Genomic DNA, 24,594 nt, shown 5'->3' on the forward strand with positions numbered 1-24,594 from the left:
AGGTGTGGCGGCAGCGCGGACTAGAGCTGCTCGGTCTCGCGATAGTCGTCGGTGTCGTAGTCGGCCTCGCCGAAGGCGTCCACGACGTGTGCCGGGTCGAAGTTCGGAGCCGAGTCCTTCAGCCCCAGCCCCATCCCGGCGAGCTTCATCTTGACCTCGTCGATCGACTTCTGACCGAAGTTGCGGATGTCGAGGAGGTCGGCCTCGGTACGCCCGATCAGCTCACCAACGGAGTTGATGCCCTCGCGCTTGAGGCAGTTGTAGGAGCGGACGGTGAGGTCCAGCTCCTCGATCGGCAGGGCGAGGTCGGCCGCGAGCTGGGCGTCCTGCGGGGACGGCCCGATGTCGATGCCCTCGGCGGTCTCGTCCAGCTCCCGGGCCAGCCCGAACAGCTCCACCAGCGTCGAACCGGCGGAGGCCAGCGCGGTACGCGGGCCCATCGACGGCTTGGTCTCGACGTCGATGATCAGCCGGTCGAAGTCGGTCCGCTGCTCGACACGGGTCGCCTCGACGCGGTACGTCACCTTCAGCACCGGCGAGTAGATCGAGTCGACCGGGATCCGGCCGATCTCGGCGCCGGCCTGCTTGTTCTGCGCCGCCGTCACGTAGCCGCGACCCCGCTCGACGGTCAGCTCCATGTCGAGCCGGCCCTTGCCGTTGAGGGTGGCGAGCTTGAGGTCGGGGTTGTGCACCGAGACACCGGCCGGGGGCTGGATGTCACCGGCGGTCACGTCGCCCGGCCCCTGCTTGCGCAGGTACATGCTGACCGGCTCGTCGTGCTCGGAGCTGACGCAGAGCTCCTTGATGTTCATGACGAGCTCGACCACGTCCTCCTTGACCCCGGGGATCGTGGTGAACTCGTGCAGCACACCGTCGATCTTGATCGAGGTGACCGCGGCACCCGGGATGGACGACAGCAGCGTACGCCGCAGCGAGTTGCCCAGGGTGTAGCCGAAGCCGGGCTCCAGCGGCTCGATGGTGAACCGGGAGCGGGTCTCGTTGATCGACTCTTCGGAGAGAGACGGTCGCTGGCTGATGAGCATTTCTTCTCTTCTCTTCCGGGACGCCCGCTATATGACGTCCACGACACAAACTGTTCCGGTGGCCCGCCCCGCAGGACGGGCCACCGCAACGGGCCCTACTTGGAGTAGAGCTCGACGATCAGCTGCTCCTGGACCTGGGTGTCGATCACCTGGCGGGCCGGGAGCGAGTGCACCAGGACCTTCATCTGGCTCGGGATCGCCTCCAGCCACGCCGGAACGGTCTTGGAGCCGGCCTGGGCCTGCGCCACGATGAACGGGGTGAGTTCCTTGCTCTTGCCCCGGACCTCGATGATGTCGTGCTCCTTGACGCGGTACGACGGGATGTCGACCTTCTTGCCGTTCACGGTGAAGTGACCGTGCTTGACAAGCTGGCGGGCCATGTCCCGGGAGTGCGCGTACCCGGCCCGGTAGACCACGTTGTCGAGCCGCGACTCGAGGATCTGCAGGAGGACCTCACCGGTCTTGGCCTGCTTGGCCACGGCCTCCTCGTAGTACCCGCGGAACTGCTTCTCCAGCACGCCGTACACGCGGCGGGCCTTCTGCTTCTCGCGGAGCTGGAGCAGGTACTCCGTCTCCTTCGTGCGGCCACGGCCGTGCTGTCCGGGCGGGAACGGCCGGGACTCGAACGGGCACTTCGGGCCATCGCACTTGCTGCCCTTGAGGAACAGCTTCATCTTCTCCCGCCGGCAACGGCGGCAGTCAGCACCGGTGTAACGAGCCATCTCTCTCTAACCTCTCAGACCCGGCGACGCTTCGGCGGACGGCACCCGTTGTGCGGCTGCGGGGTGACGTCGGCGATCTGGCCGACCTCGAGCCCGACGGCCTGCAGCGAACGGATGGCGGTCTCCCGGCCGGAGCCGGGACCCTTGACGAACACGTCGACCTTGCGCATGCCGTGCTCCATCGCCCGGCGCGCGGCGGCCTCGGCGGCCAGCTGCGCGGCGAACGGGGTCGACTTGCGGGAGCCCTTGAAGCCAACCTGGCCGGCGGAGGCCCAGGAGATGACCGCACCGGTCGGGTCCGTGATGGACACGATGGTGTTGTTGAACGTGCTCTTGATGTGCGCCTGCCCGTGGGCGACGTTCTTGCGTTCCTTGCGCCGGACCTTCTTGACTGCGGCTCCGGCACGAGCCTTCGGTGGCATAAGTCTTCTGCGCTCCTGTATGGGTTCTCGATCGGCTGCTGGCTCTTCGCCTGGGCGCCGGCGTGGGACTTACTTCTTGCCGGGCTTCTTCTTGCCGGCCACGGTCCGCTTCGGGCCCTTGCGGGTGCGGGCGTTGGTCCGCGTCCGCTGGCCACGCACGGGCAGGCCCCGGCGGTGCCGGATGCCGGCGTAGCAGCCGATCTCGACCTTGCGGCGGATGTCGGCGGCGACCTCGCGGCGCAGGTCGCCTTCAACCTTGTAGTTCGACTCGATGTGGTCGCGGAGCTGGACCAGCTCCTCGTCCGTGAGGTCCCGAGCGCGCTTGTCCGGCGAGATGCCGGTAGCGGCGAGCGTCTCCTGGGCACGGGTGCGACCGACCCCGAAGATGTAGGTGAGCGCGATCTCCATCCGCTTCTCGCGGGGGAGGTCCACGCCGACTAGACGTGCCATGTGCGGGCGTACTCCTCGTGATGTGTGGCGGAGGTGTGGACCCGTCCCACCCCGCTACCGACCAGTTCCGGCTCCGGCGCGTCGTGCGCCGGCGACCGGACGGCCGCTGCCCGAGCGGGCCCCGGCCTCCGACCGGGGGTTGGCCACGAGAAGGTACGCATGCGTACGTTCCGCGGCTGGGACGAGCTGGTGACGTGTTGTCGTCGGATCTGCGCGACCCGGACCGGTCCGCCGCCCTCCGTCACGCGGAGAGCGGGCGCGGATCAGCCCTGGCGCTGCTTGTGGCGCGGGTCGGTGCAGATCACCATGACCCGGCCGTGCCGGCGGATAACCCGGCACTTGTTGCAGATCCTCTTGACGCTCGGCTTGACCTTCACGGTTGCCTTACTTCCCATCCGGCCCGGTGACGCGGTGACCGCGACTCCGGACGTCGAAGACGGACACGGGGACTTCCCGGCCGCCGTCAGGCTTTACTTGTAGCGGTAGACGATGCGCCCGCGGGTCAGGTCGTACGGCGAGAGTTCGACGACGACCCGGTCCTCCGGCAGGATGCGGATGTAGTGCTGCCGCATCTTGCCGCTGATGTGAGCCAGCACCTTGTGGCCGTTCGCGAGTTCCACCCGGAACATGGCGTTCGGCAGAGGCTCGATGACCCGACCCTCGATCTCGATGGCTCCGTCTTTTTTCGGCATGTACTCCGCTGTCCTGACGTCGGTTGTTCCGGACGACCCACAACGTCTTACACGGGCCTTCCGATGGTCATCGGGGACCCGCGCCAGCCGCGGCTCCGCACTCCCACCGAAGCGCGTGGTGGGCATGCCGGAGTGGACGCTGTGCGCCGATCTGAAAGTGTACGCCCGCCCACTGGTGGTCGCCAAACCGGCCACCAGTGGTGTCACCCACCCGGACGAAACCGGGCACCCTCCCCCGCAACGCCCAGCTGTCGGCGGGCGTTGCGGCGCTACTTGCGACGCTTGCGCCGCCGCGTGTCGCGCGCCGACCGCCGGCGGTCCCGCCGGGCGGGAGCGCCGCCGGCAACCCCGCCCGTGGTACGCAGGAACAGCAGAACCCCCCACGGGCCGAGCGCCCATACCGGCCAGTAGAACAGCAGTTCCCGGCTACCGACCGAGGAGATCGCCCAGATCACGGTGAGCAGGGCCGCCACCCGCAGCCAGGGCATCCACACCTCGACCGGCCACCGGCCGGAGCCGGCACCCACGGGCACCGGCTCGCCCACCACGGAGCCCCCGGTCACCGGCGGCTCCGGCGTCACCTCCCGGTCGGGCACCGACTCCCCTGAACCGGACACCGGCGGGGCCTGCGGGTCGAGCGGGGCCAGCGCGGAGCGCTGCGCGGACGCCGGTGCCGGCAGATCAGCCAGGACGGTGTCGAGTTCGGCGTACGTCTTCGCCCCGTACGTCTGTTGCAGGCGCTCGTCGTACTCGTGCAGGTCCAGCCGGCCCTCTTCCAGGGCGACCCGGAGCCGCTCCGCCGTCGCCTCCCGGTCGGCGTCCGCCGCCCGCATCCGTTCCCGCCCCGGCATGCCAGCCCGCCCCTCCATGCCGGCAAGCATGACACCACCGGTCCACCGCCGCCGAACCCTGATCGCCCACCGGGCCACAGGGCGACCGCCGGACCGGGGGCACACCGCCACCGCTGCCCGACGCTGACCCCGACTGACCTGGCCGGCGACGCTGGCCCGGCTGAGCTGGCCCCGCTGGGCTGGCCCGGCTGGGTGGCCCCGCCGAGCTGGCGCAACGGCACCGCCACCGGCCTCGGCCAGCCCGGCCCTCGGCTACCGGGCGGTTCCTCCCGGTGACAGCCCCCAAGGGGTCGTCGGGCCGCTTCGGCGCTTTCCACGAGGGCCCACCCGCCTCCTCTCACCGGTGACCGCGCCTCCCCCACCACATCCGCCCTCGGGTCCTTTCGACCTGATGACATCAGCGATTCACGTCCCTCTCCCCGTCCCCGGGTGAGCTTCACGCCTGCACTCCGCCGACGCTCTCCTCCGCCGACGGTGGGGAGCACGTCCACTCCCCGGCCGGCGGGTTGAGTCGCCGACGTCATCAGCTCGAAAGGACCTGGGGTGGGCCACTGGTCTCGGTGGTTCGCGCCGCCGGAAACGGCACGCGACGGCGTGAACCACCCGAGAGCACGCCTGGAGACCGCACCACTGGGACACCTCACCGCCCGGACGCCCGAACCGGACACTGCCCCAAACGGACACCGGACAGCCCGGACACGCCCCAACCCGGACACCGCCCGCCCGGGAACCACCCCGCCCGGGACATGCTTCGGCCGGGCCGGCGGCGACGGGAGACACGGGTGCGGCGGACATCGGCCGGCAGGGGGCCGGAACCGTAGCTCAGGGGGCTTCGTGCGGGTGTAGCGGTAGGGCAGGTGGGGCCGCGGGTCGGGTAGCCATGGGGCAGGTGGCCGTGGGTTCGGGAGCCGTGGTGACGGGTCAGGTCGCCGGGGAGTCGGCCGGCTGCCGGGCGGTCACCAGGTCACCGAGCCGCGCCCGCCCGCCGTCGAACGCGGTCAACACCCACACCCCGTCCTCCAGCAGCGCCATCGAATGCTCGACGTGTACCGCCATCGACCGGTCCCGGGTGACCACCGTCCACCCGTCGGACAACTCGACGGTACGTGGGGAACCCATCGTGATCATCGGCTCGATCGCCAGCGCCATGCCCGGCACCAGACGTGGCCCTTTGCCGGGCCGGCCGTGGTTGAGCACGTGCGGATCCTGGTGCATCTCGGTGCCGATGCCGTGGCCGCCGTAGCCGTCGACGATGCCGTACCGGCCGCCCCGGCGCACGGCTGTCTCGACGGCGTGCGAGATGTCGGTGAGCCGGCCTCGGCCGTTCGCGGCACCCCGCGCGGCGGCGGCGATCCCGGCCCACATGGCGTCCTCGGCGACCGAGGCCATCTTCAACAGCGCCGGGTCGACCTCGCCCACCCCGACGGTGACCGCCGCGTCGCCGTGCCAGCCGTCCAGCACCGCGCCGCAGTCGATCGAGATCAGGTCACCCTCCCTGAGCACCTGGTCGGCGGCGGGGATCGCGTGCACCACCTGCTCGTTGACCGACGAGCAGATCGAGGCGGGGAAACCGTGGTAGCCCTTGAAGGACGGGATCGCGCCCGCCTCGCGGATGGTCGCCTCGGCGATGGCGTCGAGGTCTGCCGTACTCACCCCGGGGGCGACCGCTGCGCTCATCCGGCGTAGGGCCTCGGCGACCACCAGGCCGGCGGCCCGCATCTTCTGGATCTGGTCAGGGGTCTTCAGCTGGATGTCCAGCTGGGCACGGCGCATGGAGCGGTCACCTTTCGTTGCTCTGCACAGCGAAACAGCGGGGCACGTCGCGTACCCCGCTGTTCGCACTCTATCCGCCGGGCCCCGGCGGGAGGTCAGCCGCCGTACGAGCGCAGCGCGTCGATCGCGCGGACGGTGACGTCCTCCACCGGGCCGGTGGCGTCGATCCCGACCAGCTTGTTCTGCGCGCCGTAGTAGTCGACCAGCGGAGCGGTCTTGTCGGCGTACTCCCGGAGGCGGGCGGCGATGGTCTCCGGCTTGTCGTCGTCGCGCTGGAACAGCTCGGCGCCGCACCGGTCGCAGACACCCTCCCGGCTGGGGGCGTCGAACTCGACGTGCCAGATCTTGCCGCAGCCCCGGCAGGTGCGCCGGCCGGAGAGCCGCCGGATCACCTCGTCGTCGTCGACGACCAGCTCCAGCACCAGATCCAGCGCGGTGCCCAGGTCGGCGAGGAGCTTGTCCAGCGCGGCGGCCTGCGGGGTGGTGCGCGGGAACCCGTCGAGCAGGAAGCCCTCGGAGGCGTCCGGCTCGGCGAGCCGGTCCCGGACCATGTTGATGGTCACCTCGTCCGGGACCAGCTTGCCCGCGTCCATGTACCGCTTCGCCTCGACTCCCAGGGGCGTCCCCTGGGAGACGTTGGCCCGGAAGATGTCACCGGTCGAGATCTTCGGCACCGAGAGGTGTGCGGCGATGAACTCCGCCTGTGTGCCCTTGCCCGCGCCCGGCGGGCCAACCAGAACGAGTCGCATCTACCGCAGGAACCCTTCGTAGTTCCGCTGCATGAGTTGGCTCTCGATCTGCTTCACGGTCTCCAGACCGACGCCGACCATGATGAGCACAGCGGTGCCGCCGAACGGGAAGTTCTGGAACTGCTGGCTGTTCAGCCAGATGAAGAAGAAGTTCGGCAGGACCGCCACGATACCCAGGTAGAGCGCGCCCGGCAGAGTGATCCGGCTGAGGATGAAGTCGAGGTAGTCGGCGGTCGGCTTGCCGGGGCGGATGCCCGGCACGAAGCCGCCGTACTTCTTCATGTTGTCCGCGACCTCGGTCGGGTTGAACGTGATCGAGACGTAGAAGTACGTGAAGAAGATGATCAGCAGGAAGTAGATCACGATGTGCAGCGGCGCGTCGGCCTGCACGATGTTGTTCTGGATCCAGGCCTGGGTCTTGCCCGGGTCGGTCTGGTCGAAGAACTGGAGCGCCAGCTGCGGCAGGTAGAGCAGCGACGAGGCGAAGATGACCGGGATGACACCGGCCTGGTTCACCTTCAGCGGGATGTAGGTGGAGGTGCCGCCGTACATCCGCCGGCCGATCATCCGCTTGGCGTACTGCACCGGGATCCGGCGCTGCGCCTGCTCGATGAAGCAGACCGCGGTGATGACCACCAGGACCAGCGCGAGCACCAGGGCGAACTTGCCCCAGCCCTCGTTGGTCTTGATCTTCCAGCCCTCGCTGGGGAGCCGGGCCGCGATCGAGGTGAAGATCAGGACGGACATGCCGTTGCCGACGCCCCGGTCGGTGATCAGCTCGCCGAGCCACATCACCATGCCGGTGCCGGCGGTCATCGTCATGACCAGGATGCTGAGGGTCAGCCAGTCCGGGATGCCGGTGCCCTCGGGCACGATCGGGAACTGGTCGCAGCGGTTCTGGAACAGCTGGCCGGAACGGGCCAGCGCCACGAACGCCGAGGACTGGAGGATGCCCAGGCCGAGGGTCAGGTAGCGGGTGTACTGGGTGATCTTCGCCTGGCCGGCCTGGCCCTCCTTGCGGAGCTGCTCCAGCCGGGGGATGACCACCGTCAGCAGTTGCAGGATGATCGACGCGGTGATGTAGGGCATGATGCCCAGCGCGAAGACCGAGAGCTGCAACAGGGCGCCGCCGGAGAACAGGTCGAGCAGGTTGAGCACGCCCGTGTTCTGGCCCTGCAGACTGTCGAGACACTTCTGCACGTTGCCGTACGAGACGCCGGGGCTGGGCAGAGTGGCGCCGAGCCGGTAGACCGCGATGATGCCTACTGTGAACAGCAGCTTCTTGCGCAGGTCAGGCGTACGGAACGCACTGAGAAAGGCGGACAGCAACTTCTTCCTCCTGCGCGCGGGCCGCCCGGTGGTGGTCCCTGGCGGGTGGGGTGGGTGCCGGGCAAGTGCCCGATATCCATGGCTGGGAAGGGACTCTAACAGCCCGATCCCGCTCCGGGCAGGTGTGCCCGGCTACATAAACCGAATCCGATGTTACCCGGCGCACACGCTCCGGGTAGACCAGGGCGCCCGCCCAGTCACGAAGAACTGAGCGGGCGCCATGGTCTGCCTGACCTACAGCTCGGTGACCGAGCCGCCGGCAGCGGTGATCTTCTCCTTGGCCGACGCGCTGAACGCCTGCGCCGACACCTGGAGGGTCACGCCGCCGAGGTCGCCGGTGCCGAGGATCTTGACCGGGTGGCCCTTGCGGACCGCGCCGGCCTCGACCAGCTCCAGCGGGCCGACCTGGCCGCCGTTGGGGAACAGTTCGGCCAGCCGGTCCAGGTTGACCACCTGGAAGACGACCTTGAACTTGTTCTTGAAGCCCTTCATCTTCGGCAGGCGCATGTGGATGGGCATCTGCCCACCCTCGAACGCCGCCGAGATGTTCTTGCGGGCCTTGGAGCCCTTGGTGCCGCGACCGGCGGTCTTGCCCTTGGAGCCCTCACCGCGACCCACCCGGGTCTTCGCGGTCTTGGCGCCCGGGGCCGGACGCAGATGGTGAACCTTGATCGTCATTACTCGACCTCCTCGACCTTCACGAGGTGGCTGACCGTGAAGATCATGCCCCGAATCTCGGGACGGTCCTCCTTGACCACCACGTCATTGATCCGCTTCAGGCCGAGCGAACGCAGCGAGTGCCGCTGGTTCTGCTTCCTCCCGATCTCGGACCGGATCTGGGTGACCTTCAGGCGTGCCATCAGGACGCCACCCCCGCCCGCGACGCCAGCATGGCGGCCGGCGCCACGTCCTCGACCGGCAGGCCACGACGGGCCGCGACGGCCTCCGGGGACTCGAGCCCCTTCAGCGCCGCCACCGTGGCGTGCACGATGTTGATCGGGTTGGACGAGCCGAGGCTCTTGGAGAGCACGTCGTGGATGCCCGCGCACTCCAGCACGGCACGCACCGGGCCACCGGCGATGACGCCCGTACCGGCGGACGCCGGCTTGAGCAGCACCACACCGGCCGCGGCCTCACCCTGGATCGGGTGCGGGATCGACTGGCCGATCCGCGGCACCTTGAAGAAGTGCTTCTTGGCCTCCTCGACGCCCTTGGCGATCGCCGCGGGCACCTCCTTGGCCTTTCCGTAGCCCACGCCGACCGTGCCGTCGCCGTCGCCCACGATCACCAGGGCGGTGAAGCTGAAGCGACGACCACCCTTCACGACCTTGGCGACGCGGTTGATCGCGACGACCCGCTCGAGGTGCGGGGTCTTCTCGACGGGCGCGTTTCCGCGGCCGCCCTCACGGCGGTTGTCGCGGCGACCACCCTCGTTGCCACCGGACCCGCCGCCACGGCGCTGTTGACCTGGCATCAGCAGCCTTCCTTATCTCTCGTGACGGGGTTTCTAGAACTCGAGCCCGGCTTCGCGGGCGGCGTCGGCAAGCGCGGCGACCCGCCCCGCGTACCGGTTGCCACCACGGTCGAAGACGACCTTGGACACACCGGCGGCCTTGGCCCGCTCGGCGAGCAGGCTGCCGACCTTGCCGGCCAGGGCGCTCTTGTCGCCCTCCGCACCGCGCAGCGACGCGTCCAGGGTCGAGGCCGACGCCAGGGTGTGACCCTTGGTGTCGTCGACGATCTGGGCGACGATGTGCCGCAGCGAGCGGGTGACCACCAGGCGGGGACGCTCGGCGGTGCCGCTGACGTTCTTGCGGACCCGGAAGTGTCGACGCGCACGGCCGACGGCGCGCTTGGCGGCGACGCCGCGGCGGCGCTTGAGCAGCGTGGCGCTCACTTCTTACCTGCCTTTCCGGCCTTGCGGCGGATGACCTCGCCCTGGTACTTGACACCCTTGCCCTTGTAGGGCTCCGGCGGGCGGATCTTCCGGATGTTGGCGGCGACCTCACCGACCTGCTGCTTGTCGATGCCGGCCACGTGGAACAGCGTCGGCCGCTCCACCGTGAAGGTGATGCCGTCCGGCGCGGGGACCAGGACCGGGTGCGAGAACCCGAGCGCGAACTCCAGGTCCTTGCCCTTGGCCGTGACCCGGTAACCGGTGCCGGCGATCTCCAGGCTCTTGCGGTAGCCCTCGGTGACCCCGACGATCATGTTGGCGACCAGGGTACGGCTGAGGCCGTGCAGCTCCTTGGCCTTGCGCTCGTCGTTCGGCCGGTTGACGTGCAGCTGGCCGTCCTCGCCCCGCTCCGCGGAGATCGGCTCGGCGAGCGTGTGGGACAGCTCGCCCTTGGGGCCCTTGACCTTGACGGTCTGGCCCTCGATCGTGATGTCGACGCCGGAAGGCACCGGGATCGACTTACGTCCAATACGCGACATTTCTACCTGTCTCCCGTTACCAGACGAAGGCGAGGACTTCCCCGCCAACGCTCCGCTTGCGGGCCTGCCGGTCGGTGAGCAGCCCCTGGGACGTCGAAATGATCGCCACGCCCAGCCCGCCGAGCACCCGCGGGAGCCCGTCCGACTTGGCGTACACCCGGAGACCGGGCTTGGACACGCGCTTGATGCCGGCCAGGCTCCGCTCCCGGTTCTGGCCGTACTTCAGCTCGACGACCAGTCGCTTGCCGACGGCGCCCTCCTCGGGCTCCTCGACCAACCAGGTGGCGATGTAACCCTCGGCCTTGAGGACCTCGGCGATGTTCGCCTTGATCTTCGAGTAGGGCATCGTCACCCGGTCGTGGTACGCCTGGTTGGCGTTCCGCAGACGCGTGAGCATGTCTGCGATCGGGTCGGTCATCGTCATGAAATTCGTCAACCTTTCTCGCCGGGGTTCCCCGGGCACGGCCCGGGGCCTACGGCGAAGAGACAGTTCAGCTGACGCGCGGAGCGCGCCGGGCTATTACCAGGAAGCCTTGGACACGCCGGGCAGCTCACCGCGGTGGGCCATCTCCCGGATGCACACCCGGCAGAGGCCGAACTTGCGGTAGACCGCCTTCGGACGCCCGCACCGCTGGCAGCGGGTGTACGCGCGAACCGAGAACTTCGGCTTCGCGGCGGCCTTGAGGATCAGCGCCTTCTTGGCCATCTCAGTTCTCCTTGAACGGGAAGCCCAGGAGCTTGAGCAGCGCCCGGCCCTCGTCGTCGGTCGTGGCGGTCGTGACCACCGTGATGTCCATGCCCCGCTGGCGATCGATCCTGTCCTGGTCGATCTCGTGGAACACCGACTGCTCGGTCAGGCCGAACGTGTAGTTGCCGTGCCCGTCGAGCTTGCGTCCGTCCAGACCGCGGAAGTCACGGATACGCGGCAGCGCGATCGACAGCAGCCGGTCCAGGAACTCCCACATCCGGTCGCCGCGCAGGGTCACCTTCGCGCCGATCGGCATGCCCTCACGCAGCTTGAACTGCGCGATCGACTTGGTGGCCCGACGCACCTGCGGCTTCTGGCCGGTGATCGTGGCCAGGTCGCGGACGGCGCCGTCGATCAGCTTGGCGTCGCGGGCAGCCTCGCCCACGCCCATGTTGACGACGATCTTGACCAGCCGCGGCACCTGCATGGGGTTGCCGTAGCTGTGCTGCTCCTGCAGCTTGGCCACGATCTCGTTGCGGTACCGCTCCTTGAGGCGCGGCAGGGTCTTGGTTTCGGTAGCCGTGGTCATCACAGGTCCTTACCGGTGCTACGCGCGATGCGGACCTTCTGGCCGTTGTCGTCGAACCGGTAGCCGACCCGGGTCGGGTTCCCGTCGGAGTCCAGGACCTGCACGTTCGAGACGTGGATCGGGGCCTCCTGGGTGACGATGCCACCGGTCTTGGCGCCGCGCTGGGTGGTGCTGACTCGGGTGTGCTTCTTGACCCGGTTCACGCCTTCGACGAGGACCTTGTCCTGCCGCGGGTAGGCCGCGATGACCTTGCCCTTGGCACCCTTGTCCTTGCCGGCGATGACGATGACCGTGTCGCCCTTCTTGACCTTCACGGTCACAACACCTCCGGCGCGAGGGAAATGATCTTCATGAACCGCTTGTCCCGCAGCTCGCGGCCCACCGGGCCGAAGATGCGGGTCCCGCGCGGGTCCCCGCCGTCCTTGATGATGACGGCGGCGTTCTCGTCGAAACGGATGTACGAGCCGTCCGGCCGCCGCTTCTCCTTGGCGGTGCGGACGACGACGGCCTTGACGACGTCGCCCTTCTTGACACCGGCGCCCGGGATCGCGTCCTTGACGGTGGCCACGATGACGTCGCCGATGCTCGCGTAGCGCCGACCGGAGCCACCGAGAACCCGGATGCACAGGATCTCCCGGGCACCCGTGTTGTCGGCGACGCGCAGTCGCGACTCCTGCTGAATCACGTCTATCTCCTATGTCTGCCGGTTCTCCGGCCGCCCTCGCGGACGGCCGGAGCCTGGCGGAACCTGCGCCCGACCGAAACCGGCCGAGCTCGAGCCTTCGCTACTTGGCCTTCTCGAGGATCTCCACGATCCGCCAACGCTTGGTGGCGGACAGCGGCCGGGTCTCCATGATCAGGACCCGGTCACCGATGCCTGCAGCGTTCTGCTCGTCGTGGACCTTCAGCTTGCTGGTACGGCGCATGATCTTGCCGTACAGCGCGTGCTTGACCCGGTCCTCGACCTCGACCACGACGGTCTTGTCCATCTTGTCGCTGACCACCAGGCCCTCACGGACCTTACGGCGGGCCCGCACGGTGGTGGCGGTGTTCTCGGTCTCACTCATGATGCAGTCACCTCAGTCGGCGCGGCCGAGAGACCCAGCTCGCGCTCACGCATGATCGTGTAGATCCGGGCGATCTCCCGACGGATGACCTGCAGCCGCCGGTTGTTGTCCAGCTGACCGGTCGCGGCCTGCACGCGGAGGTTGAACAGCTCCGCCTTGGCCTCGCGCAGCTTCGTGACCAGCTCCTCCTCGGAGAGTTCACGCAGCTCGGAGGGCTTGACGCCCGCTGCCATCAGGATTCACCCACTTCGCGCGTAACAATGCGGCACTTCATCGGGAGCTTGTGGATCGCGCGACGCATCGCCTCTCGCGCGATCTGCTCGTTGGGGAAGGACATCTCGAAGAGAACCCGCCCCGGCTTGACGTTCGCGACCCACCACTCGGGCGAGCCCTTGCCGGAACCCATCCGGGTCTCGGCCGGCTTCTTGGTGAGGGCCTGGTCCGGGAAGACCGTGATCCACACCTTGCCGCCACGCTTGATGTGCCGGGTCATGGCGATACGTGCCGACTCGATCTGCCGGTTGGTCACGTACGCCGGCTCGAGAGCCTGGATTCCGAACTCGCCGAACACCACCCGGTTACCGCCCTTGGACGCGCCGTGGCGGTCCGGGTGGTGCGGCTTGCGGAAGCCCTTCGGGGGCTTGCGCGGCATCAGCATCTGTCAGCCCTCCTGCTGCGTTTCTGCCGGCTGGGTGGCGGCCGCGGCGACAGCGGAGCTGTCGACCGGCTCGCCACTCGGCGTCTCGGCCTGCTGCGCGATGGTGGTCGCGGCAGCCCGGCCGGCCTCGGTACCACCGGCGGTCGTACCCGACGAACCCGACCGGCCACGACGCGGCCGCTCGGGCCGGTCGCCGCGCTCACCACGACGCGGGCGGGACGGACCGGCCTCGGCCGGAGCCTCCCGGCCCGGCACGGCGTCGCCCTTGTAGATCCAGACCTTCACGCCGATCCGGCCGAAGGTGGTACGCGCCTCGAAGAAGCCGTACTCGATGTTGGCCCGCAGCGTGTGCAGCGGAACCCGACCCTCGCGGTAGAACTCCGTCCGGCTCATCTCGGCGCCACCGAGGCGGCCCGAGACCTGCACCCGGATGCCCTTGCAGACGGGGTTCTTCATCGCCGACTGCATCGACTTGCGCATGGCCCGACGGAAGCTGACCCGGCTGGAGAGCTGCTCGGCGACGCCCTGGGCGACCAGCTGCGCGTCCGACTCGGGGTTCTTGACCTCGATGATGTTCAGCTGCACCTGCTTGCCGGTGAGCTTCTCCAGCTCGCCGCGGATCCGGTCGGCCTCCGCACCCTTACGGCCGATGACGATGCCCGGCCGGGCGGTGTGGATGTCGACCCGGACACGGTCCCGGGTGCGCTCGATGTCGACCTTGGAGATGCCGGCACGCTCGAGGCCCTTGGACATCATCCGGCGGATCTTGACGTCCTCGCCGATGTAGTCCTTGTAGAGCTTGTCCGCGAACCAGCGGGACTTCCAGTCGGTCGAGATGCCGAGCCGGAATCCAGTGGGGTGAACCTTCTGACCCATTACTCGGCACCCTCCGTCTTGCTCTCGGTCGCTGCGGGCTCGGCCTGCTGCGCCGGTGCCGCCTTCTTCGCCGCGGACTTCTTCGGCGCGGCCGGCGCGACCGCCTCGACCGCCACGGTGATGTGGCAGGTACGCTTGCGGATCCGGTAGGCCCGGCCCTGCGCCCGCGGCCGGAACCGCTTCATGGTCGGGCCCTCGTCGACGAACGCCTCGCTGACGAGCAGCGCGTCAGGGTCCAGCCGCTCGTTGTTCTCCGCGTTGGCGATCGCGCTCGCGAGCACCTTGTACACCTGCTCGCTCGCCGCCTGCGGCGCGAACTGCAGCACCGTGAGCGCCTCCTTCGCGGGCAGGCCGCGGACGAGGTTGACCACCCGGCGCGCCTTCATCGGCGAGATGCGCACGTGTCGCGCAACCGCCCGCGCGCCCGGAAGCACCGGAGCGTCGCCCTTTCCTGGCATCGCTGTAACCCCTTGTTCCTCTATCCGTATGCCCGCGGCGTCAGCGCCGGCGGCTCTTCCGGTCGTCCTTCTCGTGACCCTTGAACGTGCGGGTCAGCGCGAACTCGCCGAGCTTGTGCCCGACCATGGCCTCGGTCACGAACACCGGGACGTGCTTGCGTCCGTCGTGCACGGCGATCGTGTGCCCGAGCATCTCGGGGATGATCGTCGAGCGGCGCGACCAGGTCTTGATGACGTTCTTCGAGCCCTTGTCGTTCTGCGTCTCCACCTTCTTGAGCAGGTGGTCGTCGATGAACGGGCCCTTCTTCAGGCTGCGAGGCATGCTCTATCTCCCTCAGCCGCGCTTACGCGTGGCGTAGCGGCGGCGGACGATCAGCCGGTCGCTCGGCTGGCCCTTACGACGGGTGCGGCCCTCGGGCTTACCCTGCGGGTTCACCGGGTGGCGACCACCGGAGGTCTTACCCTCACCACCACCGTGCGGGTGGTCGACCGGGTTCATCGCGACACCACGGACGGTCGGACGCTTGCCCTTCCACCGCATCCGGCCGGCCTTGCCCCAGTTGATGTTCGACTGGTCGGCGTTGCCGATCTCGCCGACGCTGGCGCGGCAGCGCACGTCGACCCGCCGGATCTCACCGGACGGCATACGCAGGGTCGCGTACACGCCCTCCCGGCCGAGCAGCTGGATGCCGACGCCTGCCGAACGGGCCAGCTTGGCGCCGCCGCCCGGACGCAGCTCCACGTTGTGGACGGTGGTACCGACCGGGATGTTGCGCAGCGGCAGGTTGTTGCCCGGCTTGATGTCGGCGCCCGGCCCGGACTCGACCCGGTCGCCCTGCTTCAGGTCCTTCGGCGCGAGGATGTAGCGCTTCTCGCCGTCGGCGTAGTGCAGCAGCGCGATGCGCGCGGTGCGGTTCGGGTCGTACTCGATGTGCGCGACCTTCGCCGGCACGCCGTCCTTGTCGACCCGCTTGAAGTCGATCAGGCGGTACTGCCGCTTGTGGCCGCCGCCGTGGTGCCGGGCGGTGATCCGGCCGTGGGCGTTGCGTCCGCCCTTCTTCGGCAGCGGGGCCAGCAGGGACTTCTCCGGCGTGGACCGGGTGATCTCGGCGAAGTCGGCAACGCTGGAGCCGCGTCGGCCCGGCGTCGTCGGCTTGTACTTACGGATAGCCATTGTCTACACCCCTCAGCTGACCGGGCCGCCGAAGGCCTCGATACGGTCACCGTCAGCCAGCTTCACGATCGCCCGCTTGGTCGCCTTGCGCTGACCGAAGCCGGTCTTGGTGCGCTTGCGCTTGCCCTGGCGGTTGAGCGTGTTGACCGTCAGGACGCGGACGTTGAAGATCTGCTGGATAGCGATCTTGATCTCGGTCTTGTTCGCGTCCGGGTGCACCAGGAAGGTGTACCAGTTCCGGTTCAGCTCGCTGTAGCTCTTCTCCGAGACGACCGGCGCGACGATGACGTCCCGCGGGTCGGCGATCGTGCTCACTTGCCACCCTCCTCGGTGGTCTCGGCGGACTCGGCCGCGGGGCCGGCCTCCGCGGGCACGCCCAGGAACTCGTCCAGGGCGTCCTTGCTGAAGACCACGTCGTCGGCCACCAGCACGTCGTACGTGTTGAGCTGGCCGGACTCGATCAGGTGCACCCGAGGCTCGTTGCGCAGCGACACCCAGTTCAGCTCGTCGGTGCTGCTCAGCACGACAAGCACCCGCCGGGCCCCGGTCAGCTTGGCCAGGGTGGCCAGGGCCGCCTTGGTCGACGGCTTCTCGCCCGAGACGAAGGTCTCGACGACGTGCACCTGGCCGGCGCGGGCCCGGTCGGAGAGGGCGCCACGCAGGGCGGCGGCCTTCATCTTCTTCGGGGTCCGCTGGCTGTAGTCGCGCGGCACCGGGCCGTGGACCACGCCACCGCCGGCGAACTGCGGCGCGCGGATCGAGCCCTGCCGGGCGCGACCGGTGCCCTTCTGCTTGTACGGCTTCTTGCCGCCGCCGGAGACCTCGCCACGGGACTTGGCCTTGTGGGTGCCCTGCCGGGCCGCCGCGAGCTGAGCCACCACGACCTGGTGCATCAGCGCGATGTTGGCCTGGACGTCGAAGATGTCGGCCGGCAGCTCGACGGAGCCGCTCTTGGCGCCTTCGACGTTGAGGACGTCAACGGTGGTCACTTGGCCACACCGCCCTTCTTCGCCTTCGTCTTGGCCGCGGTGCGGACCAGGACCAGCGCGCCCTTGGGGCCGGGAATGGCACCACGGACGAGCAGGAGGTTGTTCTCGGTGTCGACCGCCTGGACGGTCAGGTTCTGAACGGTGTAGCGCACGCCACCCATCCGACCCGCCATCCGGGTGCCCTTGAAGACGCGACCCGGGGTCGCGCAGGCGCCGATGGAGCCCGGCGAGCGGTGCTTGCGCTCGACACCGTGGCTGGCGCGCAGACCGTGGAAGCCGTGCCGCTTCATCGGGCCGGCGTAGCCCTTGCCCTTGGTCTTGCCGGTGACGTCGATGACCACGCCGACCGGGAACTCCTCGACCGTGACCTCCTGGCCGAGCGAGTAGTCCGCGGCGTCGGTGGTGCGCAGCTCGACGATGTGCCGGCGCGGCGCCACGTCCGCCTTGGCGTAGTGCCCGGCGAGCGGCTTCTTGGCCTTGCGCGGGTCGATCGTGCCGTAGGCGAGCTGGACTGCGGAGTAACCGTCCTTCTCGGCGCTACGAACCTGGCTGACGACGCAGGGGCCGGCCTGAACCACGGTCACGGGGACAACCTTGTTGTTGTCCCAGACCTGGGTCATGCCGAGCTTTGCGCCCAGGATCCCCTTGACTTGCCTGTCCATTTGTCCGGTCCCTACAGCTTGATCTCGATGTCGACGCCAGCCGGCAGGTCGAGGCGCATGAGCGAGTCGACCGTCTTCGGGGTCGGGTCGATGATGTCGATCAGCCGCTTGTGCGTACGCATCTCGAAGTGCTCGCGCGAGTCCTTGTACTTGTGCGGCGAGCGGATGACGCAGAAACGGTTGATCTCCGTGGGCAGCGGCACCGGGCCCGCGACCTGCGCCCCGGTGCGCGTCACCGTCTCGACGATCTTCCGCGCCGAGGAGTCGACGACCTCGTGGTCATAGGCCTTGAGCCGGATGCGGATCTTCTGTCCCGCCATGGTGGCTTCTGTTCCTTCTCTCGATGCCGCTGTGTTGCGGGCACCTGTACCGGCTGGTACAGGCCCACTTCGCCGACCCCCGCGGTCGGGCGTGTCGCGCCCTCGGACCAGGCTCCGCCCCGGGACTCCGGAGCGATCCTCTGACCACGCGGTGGGTCAAGGCGCCGATCGCATCACAGCGATCTGGACGCCGTGCGAGGGTGGTTGACCGCCAGGGGCGATCAACCACCCTACGCGCGACTGTTGGTCTTCCCGGAGGTCCAGCTTTCGCCGGACACGGGCGACTAACCGTCGTTACGCAACCTGACTAGTATGCCGCACGACCGGCGGCGACGCTAATCGGGGTTACCTGGGTCACTTGATGATCTTGGTGACGCGACCCGCGCCGACCGTACGACCACCCTCGCGGATCGCGAACTTGAGGTTGTCCTCCATCGCGATGGGCTGGATGAGCTTGACGGCCATCGTGGTGTTGTCGCCCGGCATGACCATCTCGGTGCCCTCGGGGAGGGTGACGACACCGGTGACGTCGGTGGTGCGGAAGTAGAACTGCGGACGGTAGTTCTGGAAGAACGGGGTGTGCCGGCCGCCCTCCTCCTTGGAGAGGATGTAGACCGTCGCTTCGAACTCCGTGTGCGGGGTGCTGGTGCCCGGCTTGACGACCACCATGCCGCGCTCGACGTCCTCGCGCTTGATGCCACGCAGCAGCAGACCGACGTTCTCGCCCGCGCGGGCCTCGTCGAGCAGCTTGCGGAACATCTCGATGCCGGTGCAGACCGTCTTCTGCGACTTCTCGCGGATACCGACGATCTCCACCTCCTCGTTCGGCTTGAGCACGCCACGCTCGGCGCGGCCGGTGACGACGGTGCCACGACCGGTGATCGTGAAGACGTCCTCGATCGGCATGAGGAACGGCTTCTCGGTCTCCCGCTCGGGCTGCGGGATCGCGGTGTCGACCGCGTTCATCAGCTCCAGCAGGCGGCCGGTCCACTCGGGGTCACCCTCGAGGGCCTTCAGCGCCGAGACCCGGACGACCGGCAGGTCGTCACCCGGGTACTCCTGCGCCGACAGCAGCTCGCGGACCTCGAGCTCGACGAGCTCCAGGAGCTCCTCGTCGTCGACCATGTCGCTCTTGTTGAGCGCCACGACGATGTACGGCACACCGACCTGACGGGCCAGCAGCACGTGCTCGCGGGTCTGCGGCATCGGACCGTCGGTCGCCGCGACCACCAGGATCGCGCCGTCCATCTGGGCGGCACCGGTGATCATGTTCTTGATGTAGTCGGCGTGCCCGGGGCAGTCGACGTGCGCGTAGTGCCGCGCCTCGGTCTGGTACTCGACGTGCGCGATCGAGATCGTGATGCCGCGGGCCTTCTCCTCCGGCGCCTTGTCGATCTCGTCGAACGGCGTGTACGGGTTGAGGTCCGGGTACTGGTCGTGCAGGACCTTCGTGATGGCCGCCGTCAGCGTCGTCTTACCGTGGTCGATGTGACCAATGGTGCCGATGTTGACGTGCGGCTTAGTCCGCTCGAACTTCGCCTTCGCCACTGGTGTCCTCCTGTGGACTTCTTGGTTCTTCGCGCCCCGGCGCGCCGGACGGCGCTTAGGACTCTGTCGACAGCCTTTCCGGCCAACGGCCGGAGAGCTTGGTGGGTTCTGCGGCGATGAAGCCTACAGGCCCGGATTCACACAACCCGACCGAGGTGGTCGCGGGCGGGACTCCCGTCCGCGACCGGCCCCGGCTCACCGGATCAGCAGCAGGTGAGCGTCACTCACCCGTCGCCTTGGCGATGATCTCCTTCGCCACGCTCTGCGGCACCTCGGCGTAGGAGTCGAACTGCATGCTGTAGCTTGCCCGGCCCTGGGTCTTCGACCGCAGGTCGCCGACGTAGCCGAACATCTCCGACAACGGCACCAGGGCCCTCACGATGCGGGCGCCGCTGCGCTCCTCCATCGCCTGGATGATGCCGCGGCGGGAGTTGAGGTCGCCGATGACGTCACCCATGTTCTCCTCGGGAGTGGTGACCTCAACGGCCATCATCGGTTCGAGGAGCGCGGGGTCGGCCTTGCGGGCCGCCTCCTTCATCACCATCGAGCCGGCGATCTTGAATGCCATTTCGGACGAGTCGACCTCGTGGTACTGGCCGTCCAGCAGGGTCAGCTTGACACCGACCAGCGGGAAGCCCGCCAGGATGCCGTACTGCATGGCGTCCTGCGCACCGGCGTCCACCGACGGGATGAACTCCCGGGGGATGCGGCCACCGGTGACGGCGTTGGCGAACTCGTAGGTCGGCGACTCGTTGTCCAGCGGCAGCGGCTCGATGCTCACGATGACGCGGGCGTACTGGCCGGAACCACCGGTCTGCTTCTTGTGGGTGTACTCGATCTTGTCCACCTTGCGGCGGATCGTCTCACGGTACGCCACCTGCGGCTTGCCGATGTTCGCCTCGACGTTGAACTCGCGGCGCATCCGGTCGACCAGGATGTCCAGGTGCAGCTCGCCCATGCCGGCGATGACCGTCTGACCGGTCTCCTCGTCCAGCTTGACGCGGAAGGTCGGGTCCTCCTCGGCCAGCCGCTGGATGGCGGTGCTGAGCTTCTCCTGGTCGGCCTTGGTCTTCGGCTCGATCGCGACCTCGATGACCGGCTCGGGGAAGGTCATCGACTCCAGGATGACCGGGTTCGCCGGGTCGCAGAGGGTGTCACCGGTGGTGGTCTGCTTGAGACCCTGCACCGCGATGATGTCGCCAGCCTGGGCCGAGCCGCGCTCTTCCCGCTTGTTGGCGTGCATCTGGTAGATCTTGCCGATCCGTTCCTTGCGGTCCTTGGTGGAGTTCACCACCTGGTTACCGGTCTCGACCACGCCCGAGTAGACCCGGACGTAGGTGAGCTTGCCGAGGTGCTTGTCGGTCTGGATCTTGAAGGCCAGGCCGGAGAACGGCTCCGCCTTCGACGGCTTGCGCTGCAACGGCGTCTCGCCGTCGGTCGCGGTGCCCTCGATGGCCGGCACGTCCAGCGGCGACGGCAGGAAGTCGACCACGGCGTCGAGCATGGGCTGCACGCCCTTGTTCTTGAACGCCGAGCCGCACAGCACCGGGTTGGCCTTGCTGGCGATGGTGGCCCGCCGGATGGCGGCCTTGATCTCCTCGACGGAGATCTCCTCGCCCTCCAGGTACTTCTCCATCACCGCGTCGTCGACGTCGGCCAGGGTCTCCATCAGCTTCTCGCGCCACTCGGCCGCGGAGTCGGCCAGGTCGGCCGGGATCTCCTCGATCGCGTAGTCCTCACCCTTCTGGGTCTCCCCGCGCCAGGTGAGGGCACGCATGCCGATCAGGTCGACGACACCGATGTGGTCGCCCTCGAGCCCGATCGGGATCTGGAGCACCAGCGGGGTGGCGTTGAGCCGGTCGATCATCATCTGCACGCAGCGGAAGAAGTCCGCGCCCGTGCGGTCGAGCTTGTTGACGAAGCACATCCGCGGGACGTGGTACTTGTCGGCCTGCCGCCAGACGTTCTCCGTCTGCGGCTCCACGCCGGCGACGCCGTCGTAGACCGCGACCGCACCATCCAGCACCCGCAGCGACCGCTCGACCTCGACCGTGAAGTCGACGTGACCGGGCGTGTCGATGATCTGGATCGTGTGGCCCTTCCACTCACACTTGGTGGCAGCGGAGGTGATCGTGATGCCACGCTCCTGCTCCTGCTCCATCCAGTCCATGACGGCAGCGCCCTCGTGGACCTCACCGATCTTGTAGGTGATACCGGTGTAGAACAGGATCCGCTCGGTGGTCGTGGTCTTACCGGCATCGATGTGCGCCATGATGCCGATGTTGCGTACGTTGGCGAGCGCGTCTGCGGCGGCCACTTCAATCCCTACTTATCGTCGTCTCGACTCGACCGGTGGCGGTTCCGGCGCCGGTCCGGCGCCGGAACCAGGCTGTTACCAGCGGTAGTGCGCGAAGGCCTTGTTGGACTCCGCCATCTTGTGGGTGTCCTCGCGTCGCTTGACGGCGGCGCCCAGACCGTTGCTCGCGTCGAGCAGCTCGTTCATCAGCCGCTCGACCATGGTCTTCTCGCGGCGGGCCTTGGAGTACGTGACCAGCCAGCGCAGACCGAGGGTGGTCGCCCGGGCCGGACGCACCTCGACCGGCACCTGGTAGGTGGCGCCACCGACCCGGCGGCTGCGCACCTCCAGGGTCGGCTTGACGTTGTCCATGGCGCGCTTGAGGGTGACGACCGGGTCGGTGCCGCTCTTCTCGCGGCAGCCCTCCAGGGCGGCGTACACGATGCGCTCGGCGAGCTGACGCTTACCGCGCATCAGGATCTTGTTGACCAGCTGGGTGACCAGCGGCGAGTTGTACACCGGGTCAGCGACCAGCGGCTTCCGCGGAGCGGGTCCCTTACGCGGCATGTCAGCTCTTCTCCTTCTTCGCGCCGTACCGGCTGCGCGCCTGCTTGCGGTTACGGACACCCTGGGTGTCCAGCGAACCGCGGACGATCTTGTAACGCACGCCGGGGAGGTCCTTCACCCGGCCGCCGCGAACGAGCACGATGGAGTGCTCCTGGAGGTTGTGACCCACGCCCGGGATGTAGGCGGTCACCTCGATCTGGCTGCTGAGCTTGACACGCGCGACCTTGCGGAGCGCCGAGTTCGGCTTCTTGGGGGTGGTGGTGTACACGCGGGTGCACACACCGCGCCGCTGAGGGGATCCCTTCAGCGCCGGGGTCTTGGTCTTGGTCGTCTTGGCCTGGCGGCCCTTTCGGACCAGCTGCTGAATGGTGGGCACCGGGTTTCTCCGCTCCCTTCGGCCGCGTCACGCGACCGCGCCGTCTGCTCGTTAGCCGACCTGATGGCCGGCTCTCCTACATTCCGACCGGATCCACCTCGCGGCGGTCCCGGTACCCGCGGTCGGGTGTGTCGCCCGGTTCGCGGTCCCGGTGCCGTCGCTCGCGCGGGTGGCACCGGTTTCTGTCACCGGCGCGTGGTCGTCCGCCCGCCGGGTCCTGTCGACTGTGTCGTACGGCCGCTCGATCTCCGGATCAATCCGGATCCCGCGCACGCACGAGTCGCCCGGGCATGCCCGGGCGCAAGGGGAAAGAGTACCTACCACAGCCTCGCAGGTCAAAACGGGCTGGTCCGCCGGGTCTCAGATCCCGTCGGTCGCGCCGTGCGCCCTGCCTGCTCGCCCGTGACGGGCCCCTAGGCTGTCCAGTGTACCGGCTGCCGTGCGCCGCAGCCCGTCACCCCCGGGCGACGGGGGTCACGCCAACTGCACCAACAACGCCAGCCCCAGGCCCAGCAGGCTGAGCACCAGCCCCACGCCACCGCAGCTGATCCCGGCCGTCGCCAGCCCCCGGCCGGTGAACCGCACCGCCGGCGGTGGTGCCGCCCGGCGGATCTGCCGGCGGGCCAGCAGCCCGGCGACGATCGCCGCCGCACCGGCCAGCACCCCCGGCACCGTGAACGCGCCGGCCGCCCAGGCCCCGCCGAGCTGCGCTCCCCCGACGCCGAAGCAGATCACCAGGAACGACACCAGAATCGACCCGATGCCGGCGATCAACGAGCCCACCGCCGGCCCGGAGGTGACCGCCGGCACGTCCAGGTGCACCACCCCGAAGGGGGTGCCCGGCACGGCGTCGACCCGCTTGGGGGCGCGCGGGGCGTCCGGCGGCGGTGGGGGCAGCGGCCCGTGCCCGTGCCCCGACGGCGCCGGCCAGCCCGTCCCGGCCGCCGGCTGCCCCGGGTGCGACCCGGGCGTCCCGGGGTACGCCGCACCCGGGCCGGGATACGACGACGGCCCGGCGGGCGGTCCCCCGGCCCCGGCGTACGGCCCGCCACCCGACGGCGACCCACCGCCGAACGGCCCACCACCGAACGGAACAGCGCTGGCCGGCCCGCCACCCGATGGTGTGCCGCCGGCCCCGGACGTCGGTGGTGGGGCGTACCCGAGGGGGGTGGCCTCCGGCGGGATGCCGGCACCGTGCACCGGGCCGGGCTCGGACGGCGCGCCCCACGGGCCCGCGGCCCACGGGTCGGGTGCGCGGTTCGCTCCGGCGTCGGTGCCGGGCGCGGCCGGCTCCGGGGAGCCGGCGGGCGGTCGGCCCGGGTCGCCTCCCGACGGCGGCGCCGGTTCCGTCACGGGGTCCTCCTGTCGCGATGTGGGTCCACCGTCACGCGACGGACACCGGCCAGGCTACCGCCGCCGCGCACCGCGGGTGCCCCCTGCCGGATCATCACCCCGACGGGTCAGTCGACGTTCGGGGCGAAGTCCTGCCCATACGGGGAACCGGCCAGCCGGACCACGCCGATCACCACCAGCGTCACCACCGCGACCGCCACCAGCACCAGGCCCACCCGGGCCAGCCGCTCCCCCCGCCGCAGCCAGGCCGCGCCGGTGAGGAACCCACCCGAGGCGTACGCCTCCCGGCGGGCCTGCCGGGCCAACTGGAGGGCGATCGTGGCGGGCACCACCCCGCCGACGAAGAGCCCGGTCAGCGCCCCGATCAACCCGAGCGCAAAGACGGCCCGTGCCTTGGTGGCGCGTACCGGGTCGGGGTCGAGCGGATGACGTGGTGGCTGGTATGCCGACGGCACCTGCCCCGCAGCGGTCGTCATGCCCACCATCATGCCCGGCCGCCGGCCGCA

General features: G+C 69.1%; 37 protein-coding genes. All 37 read right to left on the reverse strand.

Going from position 1 to position 24,594, the window contains the following annotated elements:
- Positions 1–20: 20 nt before the first annotated feature.
- The 37 genes from ACN261_RS05000 to ACN261_RS05180 all read right to left on the reverse strand — a co-directional run bounded on the left by ACN261_RS05000 (position 21) and on the right by ACN261_RS05180 (position 24,564).
- Positions 21–1,043, reverse strand: a complete 1,023-nt coding sequence (locus ACN261_RS05000; RefSeq protein ID WP_007073009.1) for a DNA-directed RNA polymerase subunit alpha — start codon at positions 1,041–1,043, stop codon at positions 21–23.
- A gap of 95 nt (positions 1,044–1,138) precedes the next feature.
- Positions 1,139–1,765: a 30S ribosomal protein S4 gene (gene rpsD / locus ACN261_RS05005; protein WP_067301470.1), complete on the reverse strand. Its 627-nt coding sequence runs from the start codon at positions 1,763–1,765 to the stop codon at positions 1,139–1,141.
- A gap of 14 nt (positions 1,766–1,779) precedes the next feature.
- Positions 1,780–2,187 carry a 30S ribosomal protein S11 gene (gene rpsK / locus ACN261_RS05010; RefSeq protein WP_030329919.1) on the reverse strand — a complete coding sequence of 136 codons (408 nt, stop codon included), beginning with the start codon at positions 2,185–2,187 and terminating at the stop codon, positions 1,780–1,782.
- Positions 2,188–2,256: 69 nt separating this feature from the next.
- On the reverse strand, positions 2,257–2,637 hold the full coding sequence (gene rpsM, locus ACN261_RS05015) for a 30S ribosomal protein S13 (protein ID WP_091241981.1): 381 nt from the start codon (positions 2,635–2,637) through the stop codon (positions 2,257–2,259).
- A 263-nt stretch (positions 2,638–2,900) separates the two neighbouring features.
- A complete protein-coding gene (gene rpmJ, locus ACN261_RS05020; protein ID WP_012184307.1) occupies positions 2,901–3,014 on the reverse strand; it encodes a 50S ribosomal protein L36 in 114 nt (37 codons plus the stop codon).
- Between the two features lie 93 nt (positions 3,015–3,107).
- Complete coding sequence (gene infA / locus ACN261_RS05025) at positions 3,108–3,329, reverse strand: translation initiation factor IF-1 (protein ID WP_007073013.1); 222 nt, start codon at positions 3,327–3,329, stop codon at positions 3,108–3,110.
- A 269-nt stretch (positions 3,330–3,598) separates the two neighbouring features.
- On the reverse strand, positions 3,599–4,198 hold the full coding sequence (locus tag ACN261_RS05030) for a DUF1707 SHOCT-like domain-containing protein (protein ID WP_425848654.1): 600 nt from the start codon (positions 4,196–4,198) through the stop codon (positions 3,599–3,601).
- Positions 4,199–5,101: 903 nt separating this feature from the next.
- The gene (map, locus tag ACN261_RS05035) at positions 5,102–5,953 is read right to left on the reverse strand and encodes a type I methionyl aminopeptidase (RefSeq protein WP_145921748.1); all 852 of its coding nucleotides are present in this window, start codon (positions 5,951–5,953) and stop codon (positions 5,102–5,104) included.
- Positions 5,954–6,048: 95 nt separating this feature from the next.
- Entirely contained in the window at positions 6,049–6,702 is a 654-nt protein-coding gene (locus ACN261_RS05040) for an adenylate kinase (protein WP_088646992.1), read from the reverse strand.
- The gene (secY, locus tag ACN261_RS05045; RefSeq protein ID WP_208568320.1) at positions 6,703–8,031 is read right to left on the reverse strand and encodes a preprotein translocase subunit SecY; all 1,329 of its coding nucleotides are present in this window, start codon (positions 8,029–8,031) and stop codon (positions 6,703–6,705) included.
- 234 nt (positions 8,032–8,265) lie between these two features.
- A complete protein-coding gene (rplO, locus tag ACN261_RS05050; RefSeq protein ID WP_088646994.1) occupies positions 8,266–8,709 on the reverse strand; it encodes a 50S ribosomal protein L15 in 444 nt (147 codons plus the stop codon).
- Positions 8,709–8,891 carry a 50S ribosomal protein L30 gene (rpmD, locus tag ACN261_RS05055; RefSeq protein ID WP_088646995.1) on the reverse strand — a complete coding sequence of 61 codons (183 nt, stop codon included), beginning with the start codon at positions 8,889–8,891 and terminating at the stop codon, positions 8,709–8,711. Before rpmD ends, rplO begins: the two co-directional genes overlap by 1 nt.
- The gene (gene rpsE, locus ACN261_RS05060; protein WP_088646996.1) at positions 8,891–9,505 is read right to left on the reverse strand and encodes a 30S ribosomal protein S5; all 615 of its coding nucleotides are present in this window, start codon (positions 9,503–9,505) and stop codon (positions 8,891–8,893) included. Before rpsE ends, rpmD begins: the two co-directional genes overlap by 1 nt.
- Positions 9,506–9,538: 33 nt before the next feature.
- Entirely contained in the window at positions 9,539–9,928 is a 390-nt protein-coding gene (gene rplR, locus ACN261_RS05065; RefSeq protein ID WP_088646997.1) for a 50S ribosomal protein L18, read from the reverse strand.
- Positions 9,925–10,467 (reverse strand): 50S ribosomal protein L6, encoded by a 543-nt coding sequence (gene rplF, locus ACN261_RS05070; RefSeq protein WP_204924859.1) that lies wholly within the window; start codon positions 10,465–10,467, stop codon positions 9,925–9,927. The genes rplR and rplF overlap by 4 nt, the downstream gene beginning before the upstream one ends.
- 16 nt (positions 10,468–10,483) lie before the next feature.
- Positions 10,484–10,891: a 30S ribosomal protein S8 gene (gene rpsH / locus ACN261_RS05075; protein ID WP_067301438.1), complete on the reverse strand. Its 408-nt coding sequence runs from the start codon at positions 10,889–10,891 to the stop codon at positions 10,484–10,486.
- 96 nt (positions 10,892–10,987) lie between these two features.
- Positions 10,988–11,173, reverse strand: a complete 186-nt coding sequence (locus tag ACN261_RS05080) for a type Z 30S ribosomal protein S14 (RefSeq protein ID WP_007073023.1) — start codon at positions 11,171–11,173, stop codon at positions 10,988–10,990.
- Position 11,174: 1 nt separating this feature from the next.
- Positions 11,175–11,744 (reverse strand): 50S ribosomal protein L5, encoded by a 570-nt coding sequence (rplE, locus tag ACN261_RS05085; RefSeq protein ID WP_067301437.1) that lies wholly within the window; start codon positions 11,742–11,744, stop codon positions 11,175–11,177.
- Complete coding sequence (rplX, locus tag ACN261_RS05090) at positions 11,744–12,064, reverse strand: 50S ribosomal protein L24 (protein ID WP_194821781.1); 321 nt, start codon at positions 12,062–12,064, stop codon at positions 11,744–11,746. Before rplX ends, rplE begins: the two co-directional genes overlap by 1 nt.
- A complete protein-coding gene (rplN, locus tag ACN261_RS05095) occupies positions 12,061–12,429 on the reverse strand; it encodes a 50S ribosomal protein L14 (RefSeq protein ID WP_007073026.1) in 369 nt (122 codons plus the stop codon). The genes rplX and rplN overlap by 4 nt, the downstream gene beginning before the upstream one ends.
- Positions 12,430–12,529: 100 nt before the next feature.
- Positions 12,530–12,811: a 30S ribosomal protein S17 gene (gene rpsQ / locus ACN261_RS05100; protein WP_088646999.1), complete on the reverse strand. Its 282-nt coding sequence runs from the start codon at positions 12,809–12,811 to the stop codon at positions 12,530–12,532.
- Entirely contained in the window at positions 12,808–13,044 is a 237-nt protein-coding gene (rpmC, locus tag ACN261_RS05105) for a 50S ribosomal protein L29 (RefSeq protein WP_013288628.1), read from the reverse strand. The genes rpsQ and rpmC overlap by 4 nt, the downstream gene beginning before the upstream one ends.
- Entirely contained in the window at positions 13,044–13,469 is a 426-nt protein-coding gene (gene rplP, locus ACN261_RS05110; RefSeq protein WP_088647000.1) for a 50S ribosomal protein L16, read from the reverse strand. Before rplP ends, rpmC begins: the two co-directional genes overlap by 1 nt.
- Before the next feature lie 3 nt (positions 13,470–13,472).
- Positions 13,473–14,345, reverse strand: coding sequence for a 30S ribosomal protein S3 (gene rpsC / locus ACN261_RS05115; RefSeq protein ID WP_088647001.1), 873 nt, complete (start codon positions 14,343–14,345; stop codon positions 13,473–13,475).
- The gene (gene rplV, locus ACN261_RS05120; protein ID WP_088647002.1) at positions 14,345–14,803 is read right to left on the reverse strand and encodes a 50S ribosomal protein L22; all 459 of its coding nucleotides are present in this window, start codon (positions 14,801–14,803) and stop codon (positions 14,345–14,347) included. Before rplV ends, rpsC begins: the two co-directional genes overlap by 1 nt.
- A gap of 40 nt (positions 14,804–14,843) precedes the next feature.
- The gene (rpsS, locus tag ACN261_RS05125; RefSeq protein WP_088647003.1) at positions 14,844–15,125 is read right to left on the reverse strand and encodes a 30S ribosomal protein S19; all 282 of its coding nucleotides are present in this window, start codon (positions 15,123–15,125) and stop codon (positions 14,844–14,846) included.
- Between the two features lie 12 nt (positions 15,126–15,137).
- Positions 15,138–15,977, reverse strand: coding sequence for a 50S ribosomal protein L2 (gene rplB, locus ACN261_RS05130; protein WP_204924858.1), 840 nt, complete (start codon positions 15,975–15,977; stop codon positions 15,138–15,140).
- Positions 15,978–15,989: 12 nt separating this feature from the next.
- Positions 15,990–16,292 carry a 50S ribosomal protein L23 gene (gene rplW / locus ACN261_RS05135; RefSeq protein ID WP_067301418.1) on the reverse strand — a complete coding sequence of 101 codons (303 nt, stop codon included), beginning with the start codon at positions 16,290–16,292 and terminating at the stop codon, positions 15,990–15,992.
- Positions 16,289–16,966 (reverse strand): 50S ribosomal protein L4, encoded by a 678-nt coding sequence (gene rplD, locus ACN261_RS05140; protein WP_421484176.1) that lies wholly within the window; start codon positions 16,964–16,966, stop codon positions 16,289–16,291. Before rplD ends, rplW begins: the two co-directional genes overlap by 4 nt.
- Entirely contained in the window at positions 16,963–17,628 is a 666-nt protein-coding gene (gene rplC, locus ACN261_RS05145) for a 50S ribosomal protein L3 (protein ID WP_088647006.1), read from the reverse strand. The genes rplD and rplC overlap by 4 nt, the downstream gene beginning before the upstream one ends.
- A gap of 11 nt (positions 17,629–17,639) precedes the next feature.
- Positions 17,640–17,948 (reverse strand): 30S ribosomal protein S10, encoded by a 309-nt coding sequence (gene rpsJ / locus ACN261_RS05150; RefSeq protein WP_007073037.1) that lies wholly within the window; start codon positions 17,946–17,948, stop codon positions 17,640–17,642.
- A 354-nt stretch (positions 17,949–18,302) separates the two neighbouring features.
- Positions 18,303–19,496 (reverse strand): elongation factor Tu, encoded by a 1,194-nt coding sequence (tuf, locus tag ACN261_RS05155; protein WP_088647007.1) that lies wholly within the window; start codon positions 19,494–19,496, stop codon positions 18,303–18,305.
- Between the two features lie 220 nt (positions 19,497–19,716).
- Positions 19,717–21,813 (reverse strand): elongation factor G, encoded by a 2,097-nt coding sequence (fusA, locus tag ACN261_RS05160; protein ID WP_204924854.1) that lies wholly within the window; start codon positions 21,811–21,813, stop codon positions 19,717–19,719.
- 75 nt (positions 21,814–21,888) lie between these two features.
- Positions 21,889–22,359, reverse strand: a complete 471-nt coding sequence (rpsG, locus tag ACN261_RS05165) for a 30S ribosomal protein S7 (protein WP_088647009.1) — start codon at positions 22,357–22,359, stop codon at positions 21,889–21,891.
- A gap of 1 nt (position 22,360) precedes the next feature.
- The gene (rpsL, locus tag ACN261_RS05170) at positions 22,361–22,735 is read right to left on the reverse strand and encodes a 30S ribosomal protein S12 (RefSeq protein WP_007465318.1); all 375 of its coding nucleotides are present in this window, start codon (positions 22,733–22,735) and stop codon (positions 22,361–22,363) included.
- A 474-nt stretch (positions 22,736–23,209) separates the two neighbouring features.
- A complete protein-coding gene (locus tag ACN261_RS05175; RefSeq protein ID WP_204925021.1) occupies positions 23,210–23,581 on the reverse strand; it encodes a DUF4190 domain-containing protein in 372 nt (123 codons plus the stop codon).
- Positions 23,582–24,195: 614 nt separating this feature from the next.
- A complete protein-coding gene (locus ACN261_RS05180; RefSeq protein ID WP_421484178.1) occupies positions 24,196–24,564 on the reverse strand; it encodes a hypothetical protein in 369 nt (122 codons plus the stop codon).
- Positions 24,565–24,594 lie beyond the last annotated feature (30 nt).

It is taken from the genome of Micromonospora sp. WMMD723, assembly GCF_049863385.1.
Classification (GTDB): domain Bacteria; phylum Actinomycetota; class Actinomycetes; order Mycobacteriales; family Micromonosporaceae; genus Micromonospora; species Micromonospora wenchangensis.

Bases quoted from the DNA above. Each gene is read 5' to 3' on its own strand.
- rplV (WP_088647002.1), bottom strand. From the start codon at position 14,803: ATGCCAGGAAAGGGCGACGCTCCGGTGCTTCCGGGCGCGCGGGCGGTT.
- rpsC (WP_088647001.1), bottom strand. From the start codon at position 14,345: ATGGGTCAGAAGGTTCACCCCACTGGATTCCGGCTCGGCATCTCGACC.
- rpsJ (WP_007073037.1), bottom strand. From the start codon at position 17,948: ATGGCGGGACAGAAGATCCGCATCCGGCTCAAGGCCTATGACCACGAG.
- map (WP_145921748.1), bottom strand. From the start codon at position 5,953: ATGCGCCGTGCCCAGCTGGACATCCAGCTGAAGACCCCTGACCAGATC.
- ACN261_RS05030 (WP_425848654.1), bottom strand. From the start codon at position 4,198: ATGGAGGGGCGGGCTGGCATGCCGGGGCGGGAACGGATGCGGGCGGCG.
- ACN261_RS05180 (WP_421484178.1), bottom strand. From the start codon at position 24,564: ATGACGACCGCTGCGGGGCAGGTGCCGTCGGCATACCAGCCACCACGT.
- infA (WP_007073013.1), bottom strand. From the start codon at position 3,329: ATGCCGAAAAAAGACGGAGCCATCGAGATCGAGGGTCGGGTCATCGAG.
- rpsD (WP_067301470.1), bottom strand. From the start codon at position 1,765: ATGGCTCGTTACACCGGTGCTGACTGCCGCCGTTGCCGGCGGGAGAAG.
- rplE (WP_067301437.1), bottom strand. From the start codon at position 11,744: ATGACCACGGCTACCGAAACCAAGACCCTGCCGCGCCTCAAGGAGCGG.
- rpsG (WP_088647009.1), bottom strand. From the start codon at position 22,359: ATGCCGCGTAAGGGACCCGCTCCGCGGAAGCCGCTGGTCGCTGACCCG.
- rplC (WP_088647006.1), bottom strand. From the start codon at position 17,628: ATGGACAGGCAAGTCAAGGGGATCCTGGGCGCAAAGCTCGGCATGACC.
- ACN261_RS05080 (WP_007073023.1), bottom strand. From the start codon at position 11,173: ATGGCCAAGAAGGCGCTGATCCTCAAGGCCGCCGCGAAGCCGAAGTTC.
- rpsM (WP_091241981.1), bottom strand. From the start codon at position 2,637: ATGGCACGTCTAGTCGGCGTGGACCTCCCCCGCGAGAAGCGGATGGAG.
- rplO (WP_088646994.1), bottom strand. From the start codon at position 8,709: ATGACGATCAAGGTTCACCATCTGCGTCCGGCCCCGGGCGCCAAGACC.
- rpmD (WP_088646995.1), bottom strand. From the start codon at position 8,891: ATGGCACGCCTGAAGGTCACCCAGATCCGGTCCGAGATCGGGAGGAAG.
- rpsH (WP_067301438.1), bottom strand. From the start codon at position 10,891: ATGACGATGACCGACCCGATCGCAGACATGCTCACGCGTCTGCGGAAC.
- ACN261_RS05040 (WP_088646992.1), bottom strand. From the start codon at position 6,702: ATGCGACTCGTTCTGGTTGGCCCGCCGGGCGCGGGCAAGGGCACACAG.
- rpmC (WP_013288628.1), bottom strand. From the start codon at position 13,044: ATGGCAGCGGGCGTCAAGCCCTCCGAGCTGCGTGAACTCTCCGAGGAG.
- rplB (WP_204924858.1), bottom strand. From the start codon at position 15,977: ATGGCTATCCGTAAGTACAAGCCGACGACGCCGGGCCGACGCGGCTCC.
- rplF (WP_204924859.1), bottom strand. From the start codon at position 10,467: ATGTCGCGTATTGGACGTAAGTCGATCCCGGTGCCTTCCGGCGTCGAC.
- rpsS (WP_088647003.1), bottom strand. From the start codon at position 15,125: ATGCCTCGCAGCCTGAAGAAGGGCCCGTTCATCGACGACCACCTGCTC.
- rpsQ (WP_088646999.1), bottom strand. From the start codon at position 12,811: ATGAGTGAGACCGAGAACACCGCCACCACCGTGCGGGCCCGCCGTAAG.
- rpsK (WP_030329919.1), bottom strand. From the start codon at position 2,187: ATGCCACCGAAGGCTCGTGCCGGAGCCGCAGTCAAGAAGGTCCGGCGC.
- rpsE (WP_088646996.1), bottom strand. From the start codon at position 9,505: ATGCCAGGTCAACAGCGCCGTGGCGGCGGGTCCGGTGGCAACGAGGGT.
- ACN261_RS05000 (WP_007073009.1), bottom strand. From the start codon at position 1,043: ATGCTCATCAGCCAGCGACCGTCTCTCTCCGAAGAGTCGATCAACGAG.
- rplP (WP_088647000.1), bottom strand. From the start codon at position 13,469: ATGCTGATGCCGCGCAAGCCCCCGAAGGGCTTCCGCAAGCCGCACCAC.